This is a genomic window from Bryobacter aggregatus MPL3, from assembly GCF_000702445.1.
Lineage (GTDB): Bacteria > Acidobacteriota > Terriglobia > Bryobacterales > Bryobacteraceae > Bryobacter > Bryobacter aggregatus.
The window spans coordinates 231258-255893 of record NZ_JNIF01000003.1 but is presented as its reverse complement, the minus strand read 5'-3'; the positions used below and the strand labels follow the sequence as shown (position 1 = coordinate 255893).

General features: G+C 57.2%; 22 protein-coding genes. 12 read left to right on the top strand and 10 right to left on the bottom strand.

The features are described from left to right. Positions 1-18: 18 nt before the first annotated feature. The 5 genes from M017_RS0101530 to M017_RS27290 all read left to right on the top strand — a co-directional run bounded on the left by M017_RS0101530 (position 19) and on the right by M017_RS27290 (position 3572). A complete protein-coding gene (locus M017_RS0101530; RefSeq protein WP_031495251.1) occupies positions 19-804 on the top strand; it encodes a daunorubicin resistance protein DrrA family ABC transporter ATP-binding protein in 786 nt (261 codons plus the stop codon). 4 nt (positions 805-808) lie between these two features. Then, the gene (locus M017_RS0101525; protein WP_031495249.1) at positions 809-1552 is read left to right on the top strand and encodes an ABC transporter permease; all 744 of its coding nucleotides are present in this window, start codon (positions 809-811) and stop codon (positions 1550-1552) included. A 3-nt stretch (positions 1553-1555) separates the two neighbouring features. Then, the gene (locus M017_RS0101520; protein ID WP_051669421.1) at positions 1556-2128 is read left to right on the top strand and encodes a TetR/AcrR family transcriptional regulator; all 573 of its coding nucleotides are present in this window, start codon (positions 1556-1558) and stop codon (positions 2126-2128) included. A gap of 417 nt (positions 2129-2545) precedes the next feature. After that, on the top strand, positions 2546-2812 hold the full coding sequence (locus tag M017_RS0101510) for a hypothetical protein (RefSeq protein ID WP_031495247.1): 267 nt from the start codon (positions 2546-2548) through the stop codon (positions 2810-2812). 10 nt (positions 2813-2822) lie between these two features. Further along, positions 2823-3572: a class I SAM-dependent methyltransferase gene (locus M017_RS27290; RefSeq protein ID WP_051669420.1), complete on the top strand. Its 750-nt coding sequence runs from the start codon at positions 2823-2825 to the stop codon at positions 3570-3572. A gap of 824 nt (positions 3573-4396) precedes the next feature. Here M017_RS27290 and M017_RS0101490 read toward each other — a convergent pair. From M017_RS0101490 to M017_RS0101470, 5 genes are read right to left on the bottom strand one after another with little or no spacing between them, the layout of a single operon-like run. Further along, positions 4397-4822 (bottom strand): DsrE family protein, encoded by a 426-nt coding sequence (locus M017_RS0101490; RefSeq protein ID WP_031495240.1) that lies wholly within the window; start codon positions 4820-4822, stop codon positions 4397-4399. 20 nt (positions 4823-4842) lie between these two features. Next, positions 4843-5679 carry a formylglycine-generating enzyme family protein gene (locus M017_RS0101485; protein ID WP_051669419.1) on the bottom strand — a complete coding sequence of 279 codons (837 nt, stop codon included), beginning with the start codon at positions 5677-5679 and terminating at the stop codon, positions 4843-4845. After that, on the bottom strand, positions 5676-6458 hold the full coding sequence (locus tag M017_RS27285) for an alpha/beta hydrolase (protein ID WP_051669418.1): 783 nt from the start codon (positions 6456-6458) through the stop codon (positions 5676-5678). The genes M017_RS0101485 and M017_RS27285 overlap by 4 nt, the downstream gene beginning before the upstream one ends. A 2-nt stretch (positions 6459-6460) precedes the next feature. Further along, positions 6461-7804 (bottom strand): DUF1552 domain-containing protein, encoded by a 1344-nt coding sequence (locus tag M017_RS0101475; RefSeq protein WP_031495236.1) that lies wholly within the window; start codon positions 7802-7804, stop codon positions 6461-6463. Next, positions 7801-10251 carry a DUF1592 domain-containing protein gene (locus M017_RS0101470; RefSeq protein WP_031495234.1) on the bottom strand — a complete coding sequence of 817 codons (2451 nt, stop codon included), beginning with the start codon at positions 10249-10251 and terminating at the stop codon, positions 7801-7803. The genes M017_RS0101475 and M017_RS0101470 overlap by 4 nt, the downstream gene beginning before the upstream one ends. Before the next feature lie 121 nt (positions 10252-10372). Here M017_RS0101470 and M017_RS0101465 point away from each other — a divergent pair, with 121 nt between their 5' ends. Continuing rightward, positions 10373-11536, top strand: a complete 1164-nt coding sequence (locus M017_RS0101465) for a hypothetical protein (protein ID WP_031495232.1) — start codon at positions 10373-10375, stop codon at positions 11534-11536. A 3-nt stretch (positions 11537-11539) separates the two neighbouring features. Here the strand turns inward: M017_RS0101465 and M017_RS0101460 are convergent, their stop codons facing one another. The 3 genes from M017_RS0101460 to M017_RS27280 all read right to left on the bottom strand — a co-directional run bounded on the left by M017_RS0101460 (position 11540) and on the right by M017_RS27280 (position 13801). Beyond that, on the bottom strand, positions 11540-12445 hold the full coding sequence (locus M017_RS0101460) for a hypothetical protein (protein ID WP_155121164.1): 906 nt from the start codon (positions 12443-12445) through the stop codon (positions 11540-11542). A gap of 70 nt (positions 12446-12515) precedes the next feature. Continuing rightward, positions 12516-13346 (bottom strand): DUF1295 domain-containing protein, encoded by an 831-nt coding sequence (locus M017_RS0101455; protein WP_035957587.1) that lies wholly within the window; start codon positions 13344-13346, stop codon positions 12516-12518. Continuing rightward, entirely contained in the window at positions 13343-13801 is a 459-nt protein-coding gene (locus tag M017_RS27280; RefSeq protein WP_051669417.1) for a DUF2062 domain-containing protein, read from the bottom strand. The genes M017_RS0101455 and M017_RS27280 overlap by 4 nt, the downstream gene beginning before the upstream one ends. A gap of 93 nt (positions 13802-13894) precedes the next feature. On the opposite strand from M017_RS27280, the gene M017_RS0101445 reads away from it, so the two are divergent. The 3 genes from M017_RS0101445 (at position 13895) to M017_RS0101435 (ending at position 19704) form a co-directional block, all read left to right on the top strand. Then, complete coding sequence (locus tag M017_RS0101445; RefSeq protein ID WP_051669416.1) at positions 13895-15040, top strand: peptidylprolyl isomerase; 1146 nt, start codon at positions 13895-13897, stop codon at positions 15038-15040. A gap of 47 nt (positions 15041-15087) precedes the next feature. Further along, positions 15088-16155, top strand: a complete 1068-nt coding sequence (locus M017_RS0101440; protein ID WP_031495223.1) for a 3'-5' exoribonuclease YhaM family protein — start codon at positions 15088-15090, stop codon at positions 16153-16155. A gap of 183 nt (positions 16156-16338) precedes the next feature. After that, the gene (locus tag M017_RS0101435) at positions 16339-19704 is read left to right on the top strand and encodes a TonB-dependent receptor (RefSeq protein WP_080507443.1); all 3366 of its coding nucleotides are present in this window, start codon (positions 16339-16341) and stop codon (positions 19702-19704) included. A 59-nt stretch (positions 19705-19763) separates the two neighbouring features. On the opposite strand, the gene M017_RS27275 is transcribed toward M017_RS0101435, so the two are convergent. Beyond that, the gene (locus tag M017_RS27275) at positions 19764-20378 is read right to left on the bottom strand and encodes an HAD family hydrolase (RefSeq protein ID WP_051669414.1); all 615 of its coding nucleotides are present in this window, start codon (positions 20376-20378) and stop codon (positions 19764-19766) included. A 150-nt stretch (positions 20379-20528) separates the two neighbouring features. Here M017_RS27275 and M017_RS0101425 point away from each other — a divergent pair, with 150 nt between their 5' ends. The 3 genes from M017_RS0101425 (at position 20529) to M017_RS0101415 (ending at position 23420) form a co-directional block, all read left to right on the top strand. After that, a complete protein-coding gene (locus M017_RS0101425) occupies positions 20529-21329 on the top strand; it encodes a beta/alpha barrel domain-containing protein (protein ID WP_155121162.1) in 801 nt (266 codons plus the stop codon). A 189-nt stretch (positions 21330-21518) separates the two neighbouring features. Beyond that, positions 21519-22286 (top strand): enoyl-CoA hydratase/isomerase family protein, encoded by a 768-nt coding sequence (locus tag M017_RS0101420; protein ID WP_155121161.1) that lies wholly within the window; start codon positions 21519-21521, stop codon positions 22284-22286. Positions 22287-22289: 3 nt separating this feature from the next. Further along, a complete protein-coding gene (locus M017_RS0101415) occupies positions 22290-23420 on the top strand; it encodes a hypothetical protein (RefSeq protein WP_031495212.1) in 1131 nt (376 codons plus the stop codon). Here the strand turns inward: M017_RS0101415 and M017_RS0101410 are convergent. After that, a complete protein-coding gene (locus M017_RS0101410; RefSeq protein ID WP_031495210.1) occupies positions 23417-24571 on the bottom strand; it encodes an acyl-CoA dehydrogenase family protein in 1155 nt (384 codons plus the stop codon). The genes M017_RS0101415 and M017_RS0101410 overlap by 4 nt on opposite strands. Between the last annotated feature and the right edge of the window lie 65 nt (positions 24572-24636).

Genomic DNA, 24636 nt, shown 5'->3' with positions numbered 1-24636 from the left:
ATCGTTTAGTATCGTTCCATGATTCGCGCCACCAACCTCGTGAAGAAGTTCGGCGATTCGACGGCGGTCGACAACCTTTCCTTCGATGTCCATCAGGGCGAGATCTTCGCCTTCCTCGGCCCGAACGGAGCAGGGAAGACCACCACTATCAAGATGCTCACCACCCTGCTGCAGCCCACTTCCGGCACGGTGGAGCTAGACGGTCTCGATCCCGCCCAGCACCCGAACGATGCCCGCAAGCGCTTTGGCATTGTCTTTCAGGACCCCAGCCTCGACGCCGACCTCACCGCGATCGAGAACATGGAACTCCACGGCATGCTCTATCACATGCCCCGCGAGCTGCGAATCTCGCGTACAGAGATGCTCATGAAAACCTTCGAGCTCTGGGATCGCCGCGATTCGCAGGTCAAGACCTTCTCGGGCGGCATGAAGCGTCGTCTCGAAATCGCCCGTGGCCTCCTCCACACCCCCAAGATTCTCTTCCTCGACGAACCCACCCTCGGCCTCGACCCGCAATCCCGCAACCAGCTCTGGAGCCACATCCAGAAGCTGAACGAAACCGAAAAGATCACCGTCTTTCTCACCACGCACTACATGGACGAGGCAGATCGAGTCGCCCATCGCATCGCGATCATTGACCACGGCCGCATTGTTGCCGAGGGCACCTCACAAGAAATCAAAACCCGGACGGCGACCGACTCGCTCGAAGCCGCCTTCCTCGCCCTCACCGGCAACACCATTCGCGACGAGAAGGCCGATTCCAACGCCCAGCTCCGCGACATGGCAAAGATGTTCAGGAGATAACCACGTGACTGCCATCTACATCCTCTGGCTCCGCGAGCTGAAAAAGTACAGCCGCTCCAGGGCTCAGGTCATCGCCTCTTTAGGCCAACCTCTGCTCTATCTGTTGGTGCTCGGCTTCGGCCTCGGGCCCGTCTTTGCCAAAGCGGGCAACGGCAGCTATCTACAGTTCGTCGCCCCGGGCGTCATCGGAATGACGGTGCTCTTCTCCTCGGTATTCTCGGGAGTCGGCCTGCTCTGGGACCGCCAATTCGGTTTCCTCAAGGAGACACTCGTCGCCCCCGTCCCGCGCCTGCACATCATGATCGGCAAGACGCTCGGCGGCGCGACGGTCGCGCTGCTGCAAGGTACCCTCATTTTGATCGTCTGTCTGATCGCCGGCTTCCGGCCCGACTGGACGCAACTCCCGCTCGGGATTCTGTTCATGGCGATGATCGCGATTGTCTTTGCTGCAATGGGCACCGCGATTGGCTCCGTGCTGGTCGACATGCAGGGCTTTCAGTTGGTGATGAACTTCCTGGTGATGCCGATCTTCTTCCTCTCGGGCGCGCTCTATCCCCTGACCAATCTGCCGCTGGCCTTGTCCATCGTCACCAAGCTGGACCCACTCACCTACGGAGTCGATGGTCTGCGCGGCGCCCTCATTGCTTCAACCCAGTTCGGCATGCTGACGGACTTCGGCGTTCTCGCGCTCGCTGCGGCCTTCTTCCTCGTCCTCGGCGCTCGTTGCTTTTCGAGGATTCAGATCTAAGCGATGGCCAGACCGCGGAGTCAGCAGGCGCACAGCCAGGTTCTTAACGCTGCGATCGCGCTCTTCGGCGAGCGCGGGATCGACGCGACGAGTATGGATGCCATCGCTGAAGCCTCCGGCGTGAGCAAGGCCACGATCTATAAGTATTGGCGCGATAAGGAGGCGCTCTGCCTCGAGGTCTTGCGGCATCTCCACGGGCTTGATCAGGAGCCGGTGATCTTCAACTCCGGCAACACGCGTGCCGATCTGGTGGGGCAGCTCAGCCGAAGGCCGCGTCCGGAGTTTGCCGAAGCCCGCTCGCGGATCATGCCTCATCTCATCGCCTACAGCGCGCGCAATGAGAGTTTCGGGTTGGCTTGGCGCGAACTGGTGATGGAGCCCTCGCGGCAACAGTTGAAACGCATTCTCCTGGACGGTGTGGCACGAGGGGAACTGCGCGATCTCGACCTTGAAAGTTCCGTAGCCATTCTCCTCGGCTCGATGATGTACAACCACATCTTCCGAAAGAACATCCCCGAGATGCCAGAGAAGATTGTCGACTTCTTCTGGCGCGCCAACGCCAAAGTGACTGCGTAGCGCCGTCTCGTCTGTCTCATGAGCGCCACCGCCTCAGTGGCGACGGGGCAACAGCAGTTCCCACTCCTCAAGCGCAGCGCCTCCGGCAACAGCGATTGCAGCTTGCGGCAGTCTCCAGCTCTCGAAGTTGCAACTCGGTCAGATGGCGGACACGGCTACCTTTGAGGATGCCTGCACGCAGATTGCGCGCTCTGGTTTTTCACCAACTGCCGCTTCGAGTATCAAGCGATGACACAAGATGGAAAGGCTGGCTACGACCTTAGGCTCAGAGTTGAGGAACCCCACGGAATTGCAGAGGGCGGAGATTGAGATTCCTGGAGTTGAGGAAGAGGCTCTCTGGACGAAGCTGCCCGCAATCGATCCGCCGAAGGCGACTTCGCCACTGCGGTGGTCTTTCCGATCGGAAGGCCAGCTGACTTGCGGCTGATCGAGAAGTCGATTGGCGAGATGTGGCAGACGCTCAGATCCGCTGGCTATCTGGCTTCGAAGATCGACAATCAAATGAATTTTCAGCCCGGCGACATCGTGAACCTGCGGCTCAACGTCGAGCGTGGTCCGCAATTCCTGATGGGTAGCTATCGTCTGAAGGGCTTGAGTGCGGAGCTCGATCGACCCCAATCAAAAGAACGTCGTCAACCTGACGATCGAGTTCAATCGCTAGCCTTCTCGGGCCGCGCGCGTTAGAGTTTCTTCCATGTCTTGCTTGCGGCTGGTCGTCTTCCTGGTAGTGCTTTGTAGCTTGGTCTCGGCGCAGGCAAACGAATACAACCCCATCTATCGCGGCGAAGTGGGCGAAATCTTCTCGAAGCAGCCCAACGCGTTTCTGGTGGAAATACTGCGAAATCGAAAGCCGGGTGCGGCGCTGGATGTCGGCATGGGACAGGGCCGCAACGCCATCTATCTGGCGCAGCAAGGTTGGGAGGTGACGGGCATCGATAGTGCGGACGAGGGCGTCAAACACGCCAATCGAGAAGCCGCTCGACTCGGCCTGCGGCTGCACACACAGGTCACGAGCTTTGAGCAATTTGATTTTGGTGAAGCGAAGTGGGACCTGATCGTGCTCCTGTATGAGCCAACCAAATCAATTGCTCCAAGAGTGACCCGCGCACTCAAGCCCGGCGGCTTGGTCCTGATTGAAGACCGGCATCTCGACACGCGCCGGGTTTGGCCAGCCGGCGCCTTCGCCGACAATGAACTCCCGAAGCTCTTCCCGGAGCTGCGAGTGTTGCGTTACGAAGACGTCTGGGCGAAGCCCGATTGGAGCGCAAAAGGCTTGGAGGAGCGCCTAGTTCGCCTCGCGGCAGAGAAGCCAATGCCCAAGCCCACCGGCTGCCTCTGGGAAGCAAAGAGCATCGAGGTCGGCGCGAAGGTCTGCTGGGATTCCGTGATCCTCCACTGCAATGAAGAGGGTTGGACCTTCACCAGAGACAAGTGTAAGCCGTAACTCGAAGTTCGATAGACTGCGGCAGGAGGGCAGCGTATTTCCGTAGAAGATCACCGGCCGATGGCGGCCCTTCTCGACAGATTGGAAGCGCAGTTTGGGCTGCCGATCCACTATGAAGATCCTCGTTACGCATTTCGAGGAGATCTCGAGGATGTGGCTACGGATGGAATCAAAAAAACAACTTCAAACTGCTGGTGCAGCGTCGAGCCGTCTTCCGTGTTGAGCGCCTGAACGCGCCAGCCGAATCTGCAATCCAAGTGGCAGTGGAGGCCTTCCCCTCCACCGGCCTGCACCACGAGTTTCGTCTGGATCGGGAAGGCAATCGTTTCTTCGTGACTCCCCAAAGCGTCGCGGATGAAAGGGGAGTCTTGCAGGCAGCGTCTCTTCCGTCCTATCCACTCCCATCTCCATCGAGATCGACTCGCAACCCGCACAGGAAGCGCTTCGCCTGATCCTCGAAGCCGTATCCAAGTTCGCCGGCTGCAAGATCGCATTCGGCGAATCTCCCTTTATGCCGACGCAACGAATGACGCTCCATTCGACTGGAGAGCCTGCCAGAACCGTTCTGCTCCGAGCCCTCAGCGAACTCGGCACCGGCCGGACTATGTCCTATCGTTTGCTTTACGATCCGGTCGTGCGCTACTACATGATCAATTTCCAGGGTGTGGGCGGGCGGATGAATTCGGTGATTCCTGCGCCAAGTCCTAGTTCCGTCGCGAGTTTCAGTTTCACTACAACTCTCGCTCCCCCAGTCGAAAAGAAAACAGACAACTCAGACAGTGGGTGGTTTCAAAAGGCGCCTGTAAAAAAGTGAGCCTGGCTTCCTAGTCCGCATTCCGCAAATACTGCCAGCCCGCCTGTTGCTTCCTCACGAGTTCGGCCACCGCTGAATCCACCATCCTCACCCCAGGCAGCAACGATTCCTTCGAGATCTTCCGCATCTTCATCGAATTGCTGCAGGCCAGCAGTTCCACCCCACTCTTGGCGAGCTGATCCCACTTCTCGGCGAGCGTCGATTTTTCCTTGGTATAAGAATCAATTGCCCCGCCGTGCAGAACGATGTCGACAACCACGTTCTCTGCACCCAGGGCAATTTTAAGATTATTGATATTCCGGATGACGCCTTCCAGCCGGGCTTGCTCGCCGTTCGACATCTCGAAGATCACGTGATACTTCTTGCCGTCCTTCGGCATGACATCGTCGGCGAACAAGCCGAAGCTTGCAATCAACAGCAGAATCAGAGTCTTCATCGTGCTCTGATTCTATCGCTCTATGGCTCGCGAACGGCGCGGAAGCCCGTCATGCGATGGGCCTGAAAGCTCGGCCACGCCGCAGTCCGGCGCGAACTACGCAAATCGAAAGCCTCTTCAAAGAAGGTGCCACCACGAACTACACGATACGCCCCGGTATCTGGCCCTTTCGGGTTCTTGACCGGTGACTTCGCATAGTAATCCTTGCTATACCAATCGGAGCACCACTCCATGACATTGCCTGCCATGTCCTGCGCTCCATAGGGCGACGCGCCCTTCTGATTCACACCGGTTGCCGTTGCGGTTACAAACTGCGGACCACTCACATAAGTCGCATAGCTGTGGTCGATGTTGTTCCCCCACGGGTACTTCCGCTGGTCGGTACCCCGTGCCGCCTTCTCCCATTCCGCTTCGGTGGGCAGCCGATACTTCTTGCCCGTCTTCGCGCTGAGCCAATTGCAATAGGCCACAGCCGAATCCCAGTTGATCCCCATCACCGGGTAATTGTCGCTATCAGGCGTGCCTCCACCGTGATTCGGAGCGCTCGTCCAATAGGGCACCTGGTCCTTCGGCACCGGCCGTTTGTTGGGCCAATACTTCGGATCGTCATAGCCCGGATCATCGCGGAACTTGCGCCATTCCCCATTGGTCACCTCGAACTTGCCAATGTAATAGGCATCGAGCGTGACGTTATGAACAGGCCGCTCCCGCTCATGGCCCTCTCCAAAGTTATCGCCCATCTTGAAGGCTCCGGCAGGCACATAGACAAAATCGCCATAGCCGTCATTGACTACTGCACCGGGTTTGGTCGCCGCAAAGGCAGACGCTACCAATAGAGCCGAAACTAGAATCTTCATTTGCCGAGAAACCCGCCTTCTGACAGGAAGTGCTGCAGCACATCCATCCACTGCCCGAATTCGCTCGAGCCAAACGCCGCGCCAAAGCCATGACGCCCCTTCTGATACAAGTGCAGTTCCGCAATCGCTCCAGCCTTGGTCAAGTCGGTGAAGAACTGAGCCGATCCCAGTGCCGGACCACGATCAAACTGCGCTGCGCAAAGAAACACCGGCGGGAAGTTCTTCAACTCTTCGCCAGGCGTTGGACGCCCGGTGCTATAGATCAAGCCGACATAATCGGGCTTTGAGCCAAAGCGCTCGACTGGGTCGGGGCTGTTCGGGTCGCCTGCGGTTGCAGTTGCCACCGTATAGCGGGCGGTCTCAGAGCCAGCGGAAAATCCGATGAAGCCAACGCGCTTCGGGTCCAGCTTCATCTCGGCAGCCTTCGAGCGCACAATCTGCATCGCACGTTTGCCATCGAGCGTACGGGCCTTCGCGTCATAGCGAGGCGAGAGCCGATAGGTCAGAACAAAGGCAGTGACGCCCCATTCGTTATAGCGTTCGGCGATCTCCATACCTTCCGCGCCATACATCAGCATGATGTTCGAGCCACCGGGAGCGATCACGACCGAAGAGCCGTTTGCCTTCCCTGCGGGCGGAGAAAAGACCGTCAGAAACGGCTGATCGAGTGGGCCGTCGCCCACCGAGAGTGGGACCTTGCCTTGATCCCAGAGCGGGATGTTGTAATGGGCCGCTTGTGCAAGACAAGCGGCCAGTGGAAGCAGCCAAAGAGATTTCATGTTTAGAGTTCCGTCAAATGTTCCAGTTGTCCGGTGGAATCGCCGAGCTTCTCCGTCGGAACGTTCATCCGTTCGAGCATCGAAAGGTAGAGGTTCGTTGTCGGAGTGCCCTTCGGGTACTCGATGTGGCGGCCGGGCTTGAGACGGCCATCACCACGTCCTGCCAGCAGGATCGGCAGATTCGAATGCGAATGGCTGTTGCCGTCACAGATTGCGCCGCCATAGACGAGCATCGAGTGATCGAGTAGCGTTCCATCACCATCTTTTGTGGCCTTCATCTTATCGAGGAAGTACGAGTAAAGGGTGGTGTGGAAGGTATTGATCTTCGTCAGCTTGTCGTGATTCTCGGGAATGTTCCGATGATGCGATAGCGGATGATGCGGATCGGAAACACCGATCTCGTTGTAGGTGCGGACACTCGCCTCGCGCCCAAACAGCAAGGTGGAAACACGGGTCACGTCGGCCTGGAAGGCGAGCACCTGCAGGTCGAACATCATCTTGATGTAGTCGGCAAAGGCGACCGGGACCCCAGTCGGTTTCTCCATCTCGGGCACAAAGCGGCGCTGGTCCTTCTCGGCCATCTGGATGCGCTGTTCCAACTCACGAATGCCGGTCAGATACTCATCGATCTTGCGCTTGTCGGCAGCTCCCAGATCGCCCACCAAACTTTGCGTGCGTTGCCGCACCAGGTCGAGAATGCTCTTGCGCTGCTGCGCTTTCTGCGCGCGCTGTTCTGGCGAAGCAGAGAAGTCTTCGTCGCCAAAGAGGCGTTCAAAGACAACGCGCGGGTTTGTCTCAGGCGCCATCGGCGTCTGCGGCCCCCGCCACGAGATGCTGTTCGTATAGGCGCAACTGTAGCCGGAATCGCAACCGCCGACGGTGCGCGAATCCTCACAGCCCAGTTCGAGCGAACTGATGCGTGTCATGGATGCGAGGCTCTTGGCCGCAATCTGGTCCACGGAAATCCCGGACTGGATGTCGGCGCCGGCCGTCTTGCGCGGATGGACGCCGGTGAGGAAGCAGGCGCCTGCGCGGGCATGGTCGCCGCCACCGTCACCCAATGCCTCGGCATTGTGGTGATCGAGGCCGGAGAGCACCAGCAGGTCCTCGCGATACTTCTCCAACGGCTTCAGAATCGGCGAGAACTCAAAATTCGAGCCAACGGTCTTTGGCTTCCAATCCCGGTAGGTGACGCCATTCGGAATATAAGTAAATGCCATGCGCACCGGGGACTTGTGCGTCGCGCTGAGCGCAGGCGTCATGGCGTCCAGCATCGGTAGGCCGATTGCTGCGCCCATCCCTTGCAGAAAAGTTCTACGGGCAAGATGCTTCTTGGTGATGATCATGATTTGCTCTTTTCCTTACGTGTCATCTGGAACGGAAGACTGCGGATGACTTCGAGCACCAGGCTCGAGAACCGGTAGTTGTTTGCTTCCGCGTTCTTTGCGATTTCTTTGACAGTCCTGCGGTCAAAGCGCTCGAGGCCACGGCCCAGCGCATAAGTGAGAAGTTTATCGGAGACGCACTCGCCAAACTTGGTGCGGTCCTGGGAGAGGATGCGCTTCAAGTCCTCCGCCCCCTGGAAGCTGCGGCCGTCAGGCAGCGCTCCGGAAGAATCGATGTCAAACTTGCCGTCCTTCGTTCGCCACTGTCCGATCGCATCGAAGTTCTCAAATCCAAAGCCAACCGGATCCATTTTCGCGTGGCAGGACGCACAAGCCGGATTCGCACGGTGCTCTTCCATCTGCTGGCGCAATGCCGCTGCCGCGCCGATCTTTGCTTCATCGAGCGCCGGGACGTTCGGTGGCGGAGGCGGAATGGGTTCGTTCAAGAAGTTTTCAAGAATCCATTTGCCGCGCAACACCGGCGAGGTCCGTGTCGCATAGGACGATACGGTCAGAATACTGGCTTGGGTCAGGACACCGCTCCGCTTGCTGCCGGTCATGTCCACCTTGCGGAACTCGGGCCCTTCCACACCTTGGATCCCATAGAACTTCGCCAACTTCTCATTGAGGAAGCTATAGGGCGCATCCACCAGATCGGTGATACTCAGGTCGTTCTTCATCAGGTTCGCAAAAAACAGCTCGGTCTCCTGCTTCATCGACATCCGGAGATAGTCGTCGAAGTTCGGGAACTTTTCGCGATCGGGGGCAACCGATTCCAAACGGCGCAACTCCAGCCACTGTCCGGCAAAGTTCTCCACGAGTGCCTTCGCCTTGGGGTCCTTCAACATGCGCTTGACCTGCGCAGTGAGGACGGCCGGATTGCGCAGCGTCTTCTGCTCGGCGGCGCGGAGCAACTCTTCATCCGGCATACTCGACCACAGGAAATAGGAGATGCGCGAGGCGAGCGCAAATTGCTGCACCGGCTGCACCTCCGCGGTGCCAGTCGTCTCCGCCTTCTCCATGCGGAACAGGAAATCGGGCGAAACCAGCATGGCCTGGAAGCCTGTGGCCATCGCGCGATCGAAGTTCGCGCCCCCCCGGCGAGTGTCGGCGACGAGCTTCAGATACGGCTGCAATTCTACCGGCGTCACGCTGCGCCGGAATGCTCTCCGCGCAAATTGCGACAACGCTTTTTGGGCACATCCCGGTTGCTGCTCCGTGCAGGGGAGGAGCTTCTGCCTGGTCTCGAGTACCGGGCCAGTCTTCTGGTCATAGGGGCCGAGCGCTTCGACAAAATGAACCCAAACGCGATTGGCGGGAACCTTGTTCCGCTCCATCCGTTCGAGTGCTTTTTTCTTCAACTCGGCAATCTGCTCCGGTGTGGCATCCGGCGGAATCTTCAGGAAGCGCGACACGTCCGGAGGAGGCGGCAGCTTCCGCTTGGTCGGGTTCTGGCCACCGTAGCTCGGCGGCAGTCCTTCATAGAGATGGAGCAGGGAAGCGGCAATCCAATGTTCCCCGGCCGGGAGATGGAGCTTCACCTCGCCCTGGGCGCCGAACAAGTCGATACTACCCCCATCGCTGGGTGCATCGATCGGAATACTCCCAATCTGCTTGCCGTCCAGCCAGATGCCAATCTCGAGGGGTTCGCTGCCATTGGGGCGTCGCCCTTCGAGCGCAATCCGCACGGTATAGGTTCCAGCAGCTGGAAACTTCATCTGCGCATGCAGCGAGTTTGGCATCGAAAGGCCTGTGATGTCGTACTTCTCTTCGGCCTTCGGCAACAGCGGGAACTCGTGGCCTGGCGGCTGCGAACGGATCGCCATCGGCTTCAGTTTCTCCGGTCCAAAGAGGGCCGTATTCACCACGGACTCCGCTGCCTTCAGATATTTCTCGAGCAGCACAGGAGATAAGGACAACACGTCCCCGATATTGTCGAAGCCATAGCCGGAGTCGTCCTGAGGGAAATCATCAGCTGGCCGGAAATCCACACCCAGCAGATCGCGGATGGTGTTGTTGTATTCCGCGCGATTCAATCGGCGAGCGGTTACGCGGCCTGGATCCGGCTTCTGCGCCAATTCCACTCGCTTGACTTCCTCGTTGATCCAATTTGTGATCGTCTGCACATCGGCCTGCTTGGGCGGCGGCATCCCCTTCGGGGGCATGGTGCCGTCCATGAGACGGTGCGAAATCTTTTCCCAGATTTCCGGGTCATGGGCAACGGAGGTGACGGCCTTGAGCGCGGCCAGATCCAGGTCTCCCGACTTCATTTTGCCGTTATGGCACATGTAGCATTTTTGGGCGAGAAAGGGCTGGACGGTCTTCTCAAAGCTCACCTCTTGCGGCGGCGCAGCAAGGAGAGCAACACTCGAGAGAGCCAACAAAATTACGACTGGGGAACCTGTCATCTGCACGGACTTTATCATTAAGTTTTCAAACCCGGCAGGTGGGCTACGGTGGATCGGAAAAAGTTCTTATGTTTCAGTATGTTCCGGACAGGTGAAGGGGACGTATGATACGTATAGAATCGTGAACTCCACAGAGCTTCGCGCGCAGGTCGCTAAGATTCTCGACAGCAACTCGTTTCGAGGCAGCAAACGCTGCTCCGACTTCCTCCGTTTTGTCGTTGAAGAGACCTGCGAGGGCCGCGAGGATCTTTTGAAGGAACGCTCTCTTGGGGTCGCTGTTTTTGGCCGCGCCCCTGACTACGACACGAACCAAGATCCGGTTGTCCGGAATACGGCAGGCCAAGTTCGCAAGCGCCTTGCGCAGTATTATTACGAACCGGGACACGAGGGCGAGTTGCGCATCGATCTCCCACCTGGTTCCTATGTCCCGGAGTGGCGTGCGCTCGATGCGGCGTCCGAGACGCCAGCTCCTCCTCCGGCGAAATCGCCTCGCTGGTGGATCGCCGCGCTCTTTCTTGTATCCGTCGCGGGAGTGGCAATCTGGGGGTGGCAAAACAAAGCCAATGCGCTCGATCTCTTCTGGGCTCCTCTCCTGGACCAGCGGGGGCCAATCGTTGTTTGCATTGGGCAAGGACACACCTATAAGCTGTCTGGCGATTGGGATTCTCTTTTTGATCGCGGCGCAGGTTTTGAGGGCCGCAGCAGTGTTCCGCTCGGCGAGGTCACACCCGCTTTCGACCGCTATGTCGGCCTCACCGACGCCCGCGCGCTGGCCCGGCTCTCCGGGCTCTTTGCCCACTACGACCGGCAAATTGAGGTGCGCGGGGGGCGCTCGACGACTCTCGCCGATCTGCGTGGCAAGCCTGCCGTGCTCATCGGCGCATTCAACAATTCCTGGACCCTCAGCCTGACGGGCGAGCTCCGCTTCTATTTTGAGGAAGACGCTCCGAATCGCCTGGAAACTGTTCGGGACCGCCAGCACCCGGACAACCTCGCCTGGAAGGTGCGCAGCGATCTTCCGAGTTCCCAGGTGGCAGAAGATTATGCGATCGTCACGCGGGTCTTCAACCCCACTACGGAGCAGGCCATTGTCGTTGCTGCCGGAATCCGGGGCGGCGGTACTGCAGCGGCAGGCGAGTTCCTGACCAATGCCGGCTATCTCGAACAGGCGTTAAAGAATGCGCCGCAAAACTGGCAACGGCACAATGTCCAGTTTGTGCTCACCACCCGGCTGATCGGCGGCACGCCCGGTCCGGCGCGGGTGCTCGCGGCCCATTATTGGTAGTGGTCAGGCGCTCTGGTGCACCGGCTCAAATCGAGCCAGAAACTTTCGAAAGGGTTCGATGTGCGAAGGACTGAGCCGTGGGTATTCCTTCCCGTAACCCGGAATCCGAAAGGTTTGATCGGCCTTCGGGATCAGTGAAATCTGATAGTCCTTCCGGCCTTGTTTGGTGAGGTTCTCGCGAAGATCAAACGCAATTTGCCTTGTTCCCCGCTCGAGATCGCTATTGCGCGTATCGGCTTCTCCGAGTAACACGAAGATCGGGCATTGGTAGCGGGCGATTTCTGCAATCCGTGCCTGCGAAGGCGAGAGCGCAATGAGAAAAGCCGGTGCATTTTCCTTCGGCGGCGGGGGTAACGGAAGATCTTCCACAAAGACCCATCCTGCTCCTGGCGCCGGGCGGCTCGATGTGGTGGTTCCCAAGCGGGCCAGCAGATCGGCATTGAAGTGCAGCAGGATCTCGTTCTTCCCGAACATCTGTGCGGTGGCACGGGAACTGCGCTGGGTGGGGATCATATCGACGAGGCCTGTCTCGCGATACGGTGCACCCGGAATGCGGCCCAGCCGTCGCAGGTGCATGCTCTCTCCGGCGGTCTTGTTCTCGGCATCGAAGGTCAGTCCACCAAAGCGGCCGGCGTAGGTCCGGGGACCTTCGAGCCGCGGCAGCGTGAAAATAAACTCGGAGCCTTCAATCTTCCAGGCCTGGATCGGCTGTGAGACAAGGCAAAGGTCGCGGCAACTCACCCGGAACTCGAAGCTGGGGCCAGGAGCCGGCACAAAATCGTAGTTGATCGTCAGGGAGGATACCCCGTTTGTGAGCTTTCCTTCCCAGCGCCCTTCAATGGAGTGGCCCTCATTCCGCCGGCAACCCGACAGCAATCCCAATCCCGCTACCAGTTCACGTCTTCTCATGGTTCAAAACGAGGAATCGTCATCCGCCCCCTATCCTCGTCTTGATGGTAAGCCAAGCTCACCGAGCCTCTCAGGCCAACTCGCGCCGGGAGTCTTTCGGGGGGAGCGGGAGCAACTCACTGACTTCCTGCTGGTACTGCCGATAGGCGTCGCCGCGGCTGCGCAATGCCTGTTCTTCGGCTCTGGGAATCCCGGTCAAGTGCAGCAGTAAATACAACATCAACGCGGGAGCGATCATCCCGATCGCGCCAAACGGAGCGGTGAGCGCAAAGAGGCCAAAACTCAGCCAAACCAGCCACTCAAAGAAGTAATTCGGATGCCGGGACCAGCTCCACAGTCCTTCCCGGCAGACTTGCCCCTGATTCTCCGGCTTACTGCGGAAGCGATTGAGCTGCATGTCGGCAATCGTGACGCCTGAGGTCGCGATCAGCCAGAGCAGCACTGCACCTTTCTCGACACGATTGAAGTCAGAATCGCTGTTCAAGCAGGCGATCAGGAAGGGAATCGATAGTACGACGCAGCTGACTGCGACCGCTTGGAACAGGAGAAAGAGCTTCCATTGGGAACTAGCGCCCCACTTCTGCCGGACTTCGGCATACCGTCCGTCTTCTGTCTGTCCGCCAACGCGATTCAGCAACAAATGCAGCGCCAGCCTCAGTCCCCAGATGCCCACTAGCAGCGCCAGTAACCAGCGCCTGGGAAAGGCGCCTGATCCAAAGAAGGCATACCAGCCTGCGCAGAACACCAAGCCGATGCTCCAGCCCACCTGCATCACCGCAGCGTTCCGCAACAGCAACTGGATCACCCACAACAACGCCATCATCCCGCAGACGATCGGCAGCACCTGCATCAAGAGTTGGAGACATTCCTGCCAGAGAGTGAGTTGCGTCAGCGGATTCATACAGAAGCTTTCCCGGTCTTGTGAAAGTTTCGCATGAGGCGGAGCAGTACAACATACAGCAATGTCCCAACAGGTAGCGCGGCCATGGCCCAAATCAGAAGCGCTCCCAAGTGAGCCCAGAACAAGCGTTGTACGGCTCCCCAGAGACTCTCGCGAAACAGGGCCGATACGGTCTCTGTGGTTATCGACGCGAGGCTCGGGTCGAGGAGTCTCGCTCCGGCCACCAGCAGCGGAAGATAGAGCAACAACTGCAGTGGATAGAGCAGGTAATTCACCAGTTGGAGGAGCGGTTGGTTCAGCCGGAACCAGAATGCGGCTCCCGCACAGAGCAAGGTGCTTGAGCCGGGAAGCGGGACTGTGCCCAGGCTCAATCCGAGCACGAGTGTCAGCGCCAGAGATTCCGGACTGGTCCCCTGCCGCAATTGATCGAGGAGCCGCTCCCGCAGCTTACGCATTTCGCCTCTGTGCCAACCTCTGTGCCAAGAAGAAGTCTGACACAGCGCCTGCTGATGGACCCTGACGTGCAGGTGTACACTAGAGGCGTAAACATGCGGATTGCTGGATTCTTTTTAGTGTTGGCCTGTGCCGGATTTGCGGCAGATGTCGTCGTAGTGGAACAGATCATCGCCAAAGTGAACGGCGACATCATTACGAATAACGATCTGATTCGCGCTCGCCGGCAACTCATTGAAGAAATGAAGGGTCGCAAGGCGAGCGAGGCCGATCTCACCAAAGCTCTTGCTGAGGCGGAGAAGAATGGCCTGCGTGACCGGATCGACAATCTCCTTTTGACCCAAAAGGGTAAGGATCTGAACATCAGCGTCGATGGCGAGATCAGCAAGTACATTGCAGATCTGATGGTCCGGATGAAAATCGCAAACCAGGAAGACCTGGCGAAGATGATCCAGGATCAAACCGGCCAAACCTTTGAAGACTGGAAAAGCGAAATGCGTAACAACATGATTACGCAGCGCGTGGTCCGTCAAGAGGTGGGCAGCAAGATCAACATCAAGAAGGACGAAGTCGCCAAGTACTACGAAGCGCACAAAGGGGATTTCATTCGCGAAGAAGAGATCTACTTGCGTGAGCTTCTGCTGTCTGCAGAGGGCCGCAGTCCTGCTGAAGTGGCTGGGCTCGAAAAGAAGGCCAAGGACATCGTCGCTCGCGCGCGCAAGAATGAAAAGTTCAGCGCGTTGGTCCGTGAGTTCAGCGATTCGCAAACCAAAAACGAGGACGGCGATATCGGCTGGATGAAGCGCGGCAACCTCAATAAGGCAATTGAAGACCTTGTTTTTACGGGCCAGAAGAACTTTGTGACCGATCCGATCAAGTTGCCGAATGGGTGGCTCATCCTCCGCGTTGAAGACGTCCACAAAGAAGGCCAAGCCGAGTTGGAGCAGGTGGAAAACGAAATCATGGAGAAGCTCTACATGCCTCGTTTCCAACCCCAGATGCGGGAATACCTCACCAAGCTCCGCATGGATGCCTTCCTCGAAATCAAGGAAGGGCATCTCGACACCGGTGCTGCTCCGGGCAAGAACACCGCCTGGACCGATCCAGCACAGCTCAAGCCGGAAACCGTGTCGAAGGAAGAAGTCGCCAGCCGCCGCCGGATGAAGCGTGCTCTCTGGGTTGTGCCGATTCCTGGAACAAAGAGCAGTTCCAGTTCCAAATCTACCGCCGTAAACAAGTAAACTAGAGAGTTGATCCGGTCGTTGTTTGACTGGGCACACCCGCGTCCATGAAGAGTCCTTACGTTTCGGAGTTGCAGGCCAACTCGGATATTACCGCTGTCTTTCTTGTCCAAGCGAAAGACGTTCGCCAGAAGAAATCGGGAGAGCCGTATCTATCTCTCACCCTCGTCGATAAATCCGGCGACATCGATGCCAAGATGTGGGACAACGTCGAAGAGATCATGGATAGCTTCGATCGCGACGATTTCGTCCGCGTCCGGGGCCGTGTCCAGATCTTCCAGAACAAACCGCAATTCACCATCCATCGGATGCAGAAGATCGAGGATCGCGAAGTCGATCTCGGGGACTTCTTTCCGGTCTCTGCCCGTGGGCTTGAGGAGATGTGGCTGGAGTTGCGGGCGCTGATTGACGGATTCACCAATCCTCACCTGAAAGCGCTGCTCAGCGCTCTTTTCAATGATCCGGAGATCGCCCGGAAGTACCGCATTGCACCGGCTGCAAAATCCATCCATCACGCCTGGCTGGGCGGCTTGCTCGAGCATGTGCTGAGCCTTTGCGCTCTGGCGCGCATGACCGCGGCGCACTATGTGGAAGTGGATCTCGATCTGCTTTTAGCCGGCGTCATTCTCCATGACATTGGCAAAATTCATGAGCTCAGCTATGAGCGTAGCTTTGCTTATTCCACGGAAGGGCAACTTCTCGGTCACATCATCATCGCCCTGCGCATGATTGATGAGAAGTTGAGAGATCTTCCCGATTTCCCCACCCGTCTGCGAACCCTGGTTGAGCACATGGTGGTTTCGCATCACGGGGAACTCGCCTATGGCAGTCCCAAGACGCCGATGTTCCTCGAAGCGCTTCTCTTACACCACCTCGATAATCTCGACTCCAAAATGGAGGCCATGCGGCAGCATGCCAAGCGGGATAAGTCCCTCTCGGGTGTCTGGACCGGATATCTGGCGCCCATGGAACGCACTGTGTTGAAGAAAGAGAAGTTTCTTTCGGAATCGTCTGCTGCGCCCGTATCTGTACCCGTTGCAATCTCCCCCAAAGCGGAGAAAAAAGTAGAGTCTGGCTCTTTGTTTGGCGACAAATTGAAACAGGCATTAAACTAACTTTTTGGATATTTGATTAAGATCTTTTTATTCTCTTGGGAATGGGCCTGAGTTACACTCGCATGTAAGGGTCTTTCACTACTGTTTCGGCATGATCAATCGGATTTAGATTTCACCTGCGGTAGTTTCTTACATGTTCATGACCTCAGCGACAAGATTCCCATCGCGTAAGGAGATCACGATTTGCTTCCTCTCTCATCAAGACTACGAACGGCGTTCGTAGCAGCAAGTTGCCTGCTCGCATATAGCACGGGTATATACGGGCAAACCATTACTGGCGCTTTCACAGGAACCATCACCGACCAATCGGGCGCAATCGTGCCCAAGGCCAAGATTACTGCGACTGGTGTGGCGACAAACGTGGCTTACCCAGCTGTCTCAAATGAATCTGGAATTTATAATCTCTTATTTTTGCCGATTGGCGAATACACACTGAGCGTTGAGGCTCCCGGATTCAAGATCGCGAAGCTGGGTCCCTACAAGCTCGAAGTCAACCAGACCGCCCGCATCGATATCAAGATGGAGCTTGGGGACACCACTCAGTCTGTCGACGTTACAGGCGTTGCCCCCATTTTGCAAACGGAATCGACGCAGACCGGGGAAACCATCTCCGCTGCTAAGCTCACTGCACTGCCGTTGAATGGCCGGAACTTTGCATCGCTCACGCTGCTGGTTCCGGGTTCGGTGACTACCGACCCAAAGAGTCTCGGGAGTTCGAATCGCTTGGGCTCGCGTCCTTTTGTGAATGGCAACCGCGAACAGACGAACAACTTCATGCTGGACGGCGTGGACATCAACGATTCCATTGATAACCGCATTGGTTATCAGCCCAATGTGGATGCTCTGGAAGAAGTAAAGGTTCTCACTGGCAACACCGGCGCCGATTACGGCAACGCGGGCGGCACGGCAACAATGCTGACGCTGAAGAGCGGAACAAATAACTTCCACGGAAGCGCCTTCGAGTTTTTGCGAAATAACGTGTTAGACGCGAACGGCTACTTCCGCAATCGCAACTTGAATACGGCAAAGCGGCTGAACTTCAAGCGGAATATTTTCGGTGGCACACTGGGTGGACCGATCGTGAAGAACAAAGTCTTCTTCTTTGCGGACTACGAAGGTACGCAGCAGCGAGATGGTGGCCCCGGTACTGCCAATGTACTGCCGCAGGCATACCGGAACGGCGACTTAAGTGCGTTTGTTGCGACGGGTTCGACTGTAGTCGATCCTCTTACTGGCCAGCCTTTTCCCAACAACATCATCCCGGCCTCGCGCATCGTGAATCCGGTGGCGAAGAAGCTGTTCTCCGATTCTTCTCTGTATCCTTTACCGAATCAACCTGGTACCGGAAACCTGGGAGTGACTGGCAATTATGCCGGAGTCACCTCAAATACCCTGAAGAACAATCAAGCTGACGTCAAAGTGGATTACCGCCGCTCGGAAAAGGACTCTATCTTTGCCCGCTGGTCAATTGCCCGTTATGACCAGTTCGGTAGCCAGCAGATCCTGCCTATCCAGATGACCAGCGGCACTCTGTCGCCTTCCGTCTCCGGGGTTTTGAACTGGACTCGCACCATTTCGTCGACGATTGTCAATGAGGCAAGAGCGGCAGTTTCAAGGCTCGGGATTGACGAAGGTCTCCCGATCGACTGGAGTGGCAAGCTGACTGCAAATGGCAACTCCGCTTTCGGAATCGCTGGTGGACAGCCCTATGCCGGGCTGAGCAGCGTGGTGATCGGAAATGGATTTACCAATGCCGGCAGCGCGGCTACGGTCGGCTCCACGGTCGACAACAAGTTCATTTACTATGACAATCTCACCTGGCAAAAAGGCAAGCATTTGTTGAAGATGGGCGGACAGTTCACGCGCTACCAGCAGAACCGTTACTATGCGGGCAACAATGGCGCACTTGGTTCTTTCACTTACGATGGCACCTTCTCCGGGCTGGCTTATGCGGATTTTCTTCTGGACAATCTGGCCAGCAAGGGGCGCGGCGCTGTTGTCGGCAAGTGGGGCCAGCGTTCCTGGCGTTCGTCGCTGTTCTTTCAGGATGACTTCAAAGCGACCAATAACCTGACCTTCAACATCGGGTTGCGCTGGGAATACATGCAGCCGCTCTATGAAGTGGCTGACCGTGAAGTGAACATCAATACCTTTACCGGGCAGCTTCTCTACCCGGGTAAGAACGGCGTCTCGCGCGCCACCTACAACGGCTATTGGAAGCAGTTCATGCCACGTTTTGGTTTCGCTTATACGCCAGAGATGTTTCACCGCAAGTTTGTGATCCGTGGCGGTTATGCCTACACCACCTTCATGGAGGGTACCGGCGCCAACCTTCGTACGACCCTGAATCCGCCTTACTTCGTCGAGTCGAACGTGGTCTATGACAAGACCACCGGACCCGGCTCGATCGCGCGTGGATTTACGGACGTGATCACCACGGCGGTAACGCTCGACAGTCAGCGCGCTCCTGGTGTCATCAATACTTCCCTGCAGGGCCGCGCCTGGGATATCAATCTTCGTCCCCAGACGACGCAGCAAATCAACCTGACTGGGGAATGGCAGTTCAACAACTCCACCTCAATGTCGATTGGCTATGTGGGCCAGCGTGGCCGCCACCTGGTGGCGCCACATGAAGCAAATAACCCGCTTCCTGGGGTTGGTGCCTACAGCACTTGGGCTCCGCTTGACACGCGCCGGCCTCTCTACAACCTCTTACCCAATGTCGGAAACATTGCATTGACCGAGGCATCCTCAACGATGGACTTCAACTCGATGCAGATCACCGCCCGCAAGCGCTTTGCCCAAGGACTTGAGTTTACTGCGAACTACACTTGGGGCGTCACTCTTACGGACAACCTTGGTTATTACGGTGGCGGCTCTACGGATGGCGAAGGTGCTTATTGGCAGAATGCCAATTGCCGTACTTGCAACCGTGGTCCGGCCTTCTTTGACGTGCGTCACAACTTCACGCTCGGTGGTCTCTACCAGATACCACTTGGCAACAATCAGAAGTTCACGATGGGTGGGAATAAAATCGCAAATGCGATCTTCGGAGGGTGGAGTCTCAATTACTTTGTGAACGCTCGCAGCGGTTTCCCCATCACCATCATGAATGGGGTGAACAATACGGGGCAGGCCCCCCGTGGAAACGTTCGTGCAAACCACTATCGGTCCTTCACCGCAACTTTGGATCGTACGGTGAATAACTGGTTTGGGATTCCGGCAACGAGCAGCGGCTTCTTCTGCGCCGCTGGCGTGGACGATGGGAAATGCGCCTATGGACAGCCGGCGAACGGTGTTTTCGGGAACTCCGGAATCGGTACGGAAGTGGCCCCTGGCTATTTCAGCCTCGATGGCTCCGTTGGCAAGAAGTTCTACGTCCGGGAGAAACAGTACCTCGACTTCCGCGCGGAGTTTTTCAATGCATTGAACCATGTGAGCTGGTCGCCTCCCGGCCGCAGCATCACGGATCCAGCGAATTTTGGGGTGATCACAAATCAAATCCAGAATCCGCGCACGATCCAATTTGGATTGAAGTATATCTTCTAAATTCCGAATCTAGCGACAAACACAAGAAGGGCTGCTCCTCTGGGCAGTCCTTTTTGCGTTTAGGCGATTAACCCCCGCGAGCGGAGCTGCGCCTTGAGGTTTTCTTCGTTCGTAAACACTTCCGCATCGATCCCAAAGGCTCTGGCTCCCTCGACATAGGCAGGCACGTCGTCGGTAAAGAAGCACTCCTCCGCTTTACACTTTGCATTTTCTACCGCAGCGGCGTAGATCCGGGGATCGGGCTTCATCGCACCCACCTGATAAGACAAGGTGTAAGCATCAAAGTGCTGCAGAATCGGATAGCGTTCCTGTAGCCAACCGAAATGCAGTGCATTCGTGTTCGACAGTAATACAAGACGATATTGATTCCTGAGCTGCAGGATCAATTCTTCGCTGGTTGCGGTATGAGGCAAAAAGATCGAATTCCAGATCTCCCGAAAGGCGGGTGCTTGGGCTTGTAAACCGAGTAATTGGCAAAATCGCTGATGAAAATCGACTGGCTCGATCTCGCCGCTCTCAAATGCAGGATAAAGTCCCGAGTCCCGGATGCGGATTGCCACTTCCTCCTGGCTCAGGCCGCTATCCGCACTCAAGGCCGCGTAGCCGCGCTGAATCTCGAATGGAACGAGGACGTTTCCCAGATCAAATAGAATGGAACGGATCACAGTATCCATTAGAGCAAGATCGATCGAAAGTACATCCTCCGAATCATGCGAACGAACCCAATCCAACCTGAAGACTGGCAGGCCGTCTTCCCCGTCCCCCCTCTGGCCCGCAACTCCCAGGGCCCTTGCTGGAGCGAAAACCAGAAAATTGTAAATTTCATGAGGAAAAATGGGCTGACCCGCTTTCTCTATGGCGGAAACGCATTCCTCTATCACCTTCCGCTCCACGAATTTGAGGATCTGCTGGGTTGGCTCTCGGGACAGGACGATTCGCTCTGGTGCATCCCTTCGGTTGGACCTTCCTACGGACGGCTCATCGATCAGGTCGCCATTTTAAAGAAGTTCTCCTTTCCTTGTGTCATGCATCTCCCCTGTGGCGATCCGCGCGATGCTGCGGGGCTGGAGCGCGGTCTCAGCGATTTTGTCCAGCGCACCGGAATTCCATTGATCCTCTATCTCAAGGAGGAGTCCAATTTTGGAGGAGATCGCGGTGCTGGGCTGGATGCTGTTGCCAGAATGGCGAAATCCGGTGTCTGTATCGGGATCAAATATGCGGTGGTCCGCGAGGATCCAGCTGTTGATCCTTATCTCGATGGGCTGCTGCAACGAGTCGATCGGCGTATTGTTTTCAGTGGGATGGGGGAAAGGCCAGCCATTGTGCATCTGCAGAAATTTCGTCTCCCGGGCTACACAACGGGCAGCGGTTGCATCGGAGCGGCGCAGACACAGCGCATCTTTACGCTTTGTCAGGAAAAGCGCTGGAACGAAGCCAATGTGCTTCGGGAGCAGTTTCTTCCGCTGGAAGATCTTCGCGATGCCTGGGGACCCGCACGCGTACTTCATGCCGCAACCGAGGCGGCAGGAATCGCAAAATTGGGAGAAGTACCTCCTTTTGTCTCTGATTTAGCCCCGGAAACCCGTTCGCTTGTCCCTGCCGCAGTGGCTCCACTTCTTGGGTGAAATTTGGAAACATTTTTGGCACTTATTTGACATGATTTACGCTTTATAGATTAGAGACGTTTTCTGGAACTTGTTCCTTTGCGTCCTCTTTGGGCTTTGGGCGGCGTTGCAAGGGACGAGACAACGTCGCTCCAAGGCTCAATTTTTTTCCACCACTCTTTCGACCGCAATGCGATCCTGAAGGGAACAATGACCCCTCTTGTCGAGATTGAGCGGCTTGGGCGTGTGCTTGCCATCACGCTAAACCGTCCTGACAAACGAAACGCTCTCAACCGCGAGATGTCTGAGGCCATCGTGGAAGCGGTAGAAGCGGCGGAAAGCGATTCGGGGATTGGTGCGATTCTCCTTGCCGCCCAAGGCGCAGTGTTTTGTGCGGGCATGGATCTGGCCGAGGCGGTGAGTCCGGAGGCGAATGAGCTCACGGCCATCCATGCGCGCCTCTTTACTTTAGGTGCGCGTCTCACCAAGCCGATTGTCTGTGCGGTGCGTGGTCCGGCGATTGCCGGTGGCTTAGGGCTGGTGGCCAATGCTCATGTGGTGGTAGCTGCTCACGGCTCAACTTTTGGTTTGACTGAAATCCGCATTGGAATGTGGCCCTATACCGTTTACCGGGCCGTAGAGGCGGCGCTCGGCGCTCGCCGGACCCTTGAGCTCACGCTTTCGAGCAAGATTTTCAATACACCAGAAGCGCTGGCCTGGGGCTTGGTCCACGAAGTTCTCCCCTCCTTTGAGCTGGACGATCGTGCGCTCACGATCGCTTCGACGCTCTCCGAGGCCTCGACCGAGACGATCCAGCGAGGTCTTCGTTTCACGAACGCTTCGCGCGGGCTCTCCGATGCGCAGGCGATGGAGTTGGCGCTCCAGATGCGGTCTGAGAACTTTGGGAGCCTCGATTTTGAAGAAGGCGTGAAAGCATTTCGGGAGAAGCGCGCCCCGCGCTGGCCCTCCCGCTCCTAACGAATGCTCGACTACATCAGTCCGGAGACCCTCGTCGAATGGGTCGAAAACACTGCCCCTTTCCTTTTTACGGATGCCACCCCCGTGAAGGCTGTGCGGCTCCTCGAACTCGATTTTGAAGACATTCTTCGCGCGGTGCGCCAAGGCTACACTTGGCCCGAGTCTCCCGATGAATACATCGAAGACTATTTTGCGCTCTGTCTCTCGGCGCATCACGGCACGGTGGCTACCTTCATCCCGACCGACGTCGATTCCAAAATTCGCGGCCTGCTGTGGCGGGACAACAAGAATCCGGAGTCGCATCGCCGCATGTTTGAGTTTGCCTTGCGGGCGATGCATTGGCCGCTAGAGAGAGGCTCACGCCGTTATACGCAGGTGGCCGGGCTTGGTCCGGTTTCCGGGCATAATGGCGAGCAACTCAGTGTTCTGATGGGAGCACTGCAAGCCTTTCTCAAGAACAACGACGAAGAGTTTATCGCTCGCGCTCATACGGCGGTCGACGAGGAGCTACGCCGGGAGGCGATTGAGTTTTCAACCGCCGTTAACAAGAAGGGCGCCGAACTGGATACGCTTCGCATTGTCGCCTCGATCACCCACAACGTGGGCGACGTCGACCAAGGGCTGAGCTACTGGCCGAAGATTGATCTCTACGACGGGCCGCGCAGAGACTTCGGCCGCCTGGCGCATGAGAACACGACGCCTTATGGCGGATTGTTTTCCGACGCGGCCAAGATCTATAAGCGCGTGATGTCGCCGGAGGGCCATCGCCATTATCCGCTGCGATCGATCAAGGCCTTGCGTAAGTCTCCGGATCTATTGCTTCCGTTAGGTCCCTTCTTTGACGATTGGGGCAAGCTGGTGGCCACGCATCCTGCTCTCGATGATGAGGCGCGTGCCGAGGTGCTGGGGGCGCTGGTTACCGGATGCCGCAAGATCCAGGGCCAACGGGGCTATGCCCGGGCGATTCGAGGGATGCTCGATGCACTTGGCCAATCAAAGCTCCAGGCGTTGCTAAAGAAGCTGCCGAATTCGGTGCGTAAGGATTATGAGGATGCTGAATTGCGTAAGGCCGTTGCGGTGGGCCGTGAAAGCTTTGAATCCAGTATGAAAAAAGCGCTGCTCGCCGCGCGCTAGCGGTAGGCTGCAACGCCAGTGACTGCCTCGCCGATGACCAGTGCGTGGATATGATCGGTGCCTTCGTAAGTCTTGACCGATTCGAGATTCGCCATGTGCCGCATCATCGGGTACTCTTCCATGATCCCGTTCGCGCCGAGCAGATCGCGGCTGGTGCGGGCACAGTCGAGGGCCATGGCGACATTGTTCCGCTTCAACATCGACACCTGCTCCGGCTTCAGCCGGCCTGCGTCTTTCAAGCGTCCGCAATGCAGCGCGAGCAGCTGCGCTTTGCTGATCTCGGTGATCATTGTGGCGAGTTTTTCCTGCACCAGTTGGTGGGAAGCGATTGGCTTCTGATCGAACTGCTTGCGAGTGATGGAATACTGCCGTGCGGTTTCAAAACAATCGAGCGCGGCGCCGATCACTCCCCAGCCAATGCCATAGCGGGCTTGAGTCAGGCATTGCAGCGCGGCCTTCAGGCCCTTCGCCTCGGGCAGGACATGCGATGCTGGCACGCGGCAATTTGCAAAGTGCAGGCTGGAGGTAACGGAGGCGCGCATTGACAGTTTTCCGTGGAGGTCACTGGTCGAATAACCAGGCATGCCTCTCTCCACGACGAAGCCCTGTACTCCGCCTGGAGTGCGAGCCCAGACGATACTCAGATCGGCAATGCCCCCGTTTGTGATCCAGGTTTTCTCACCGTTGAGGATCCATCCATCACCATCGGGTTGTGCCTGGGTGGTCATGCCGGCGGGATTCGATCCGAACTCGGGCTCAGTCAACCCGAAGGCCCCGATCTTCTCGCCAGAGGCGAGCTTCGGCAACCAGCGTTGCTTCTGCTCTTCTGTCCCAAAGCGATGGATCGGAAACATGACGAGTGCCCCTTGTACGCTGGCAAAACTGCGAATGCCGGAATCGGCTGCCTCTAACTCCTGCATCACCAGACCATACTCGACATTGGACATGCCTGCGCAGCCATATCCTTCCAGGTTCGCACCCAGAAAGCCCAGTTCTCCAAACTCACGGACGAGTTCCTTCGGGAATCGAGCCGTTGCATACGCTTCCCGGACCAGCGGCTGGATTCGCTCCTTCACAAAGCGCCGTGCCGTCTGCCGTACCAGTTTCTCGTCGTCCTGCAGCAGCCAATCGATTTCGAGATAGTCCGTCATTCGACTCTCATTGTAGCGGCGGAAAATAGCTTGCGAAGTTTTCGCTGCCCCGCCCACTTAGTTGC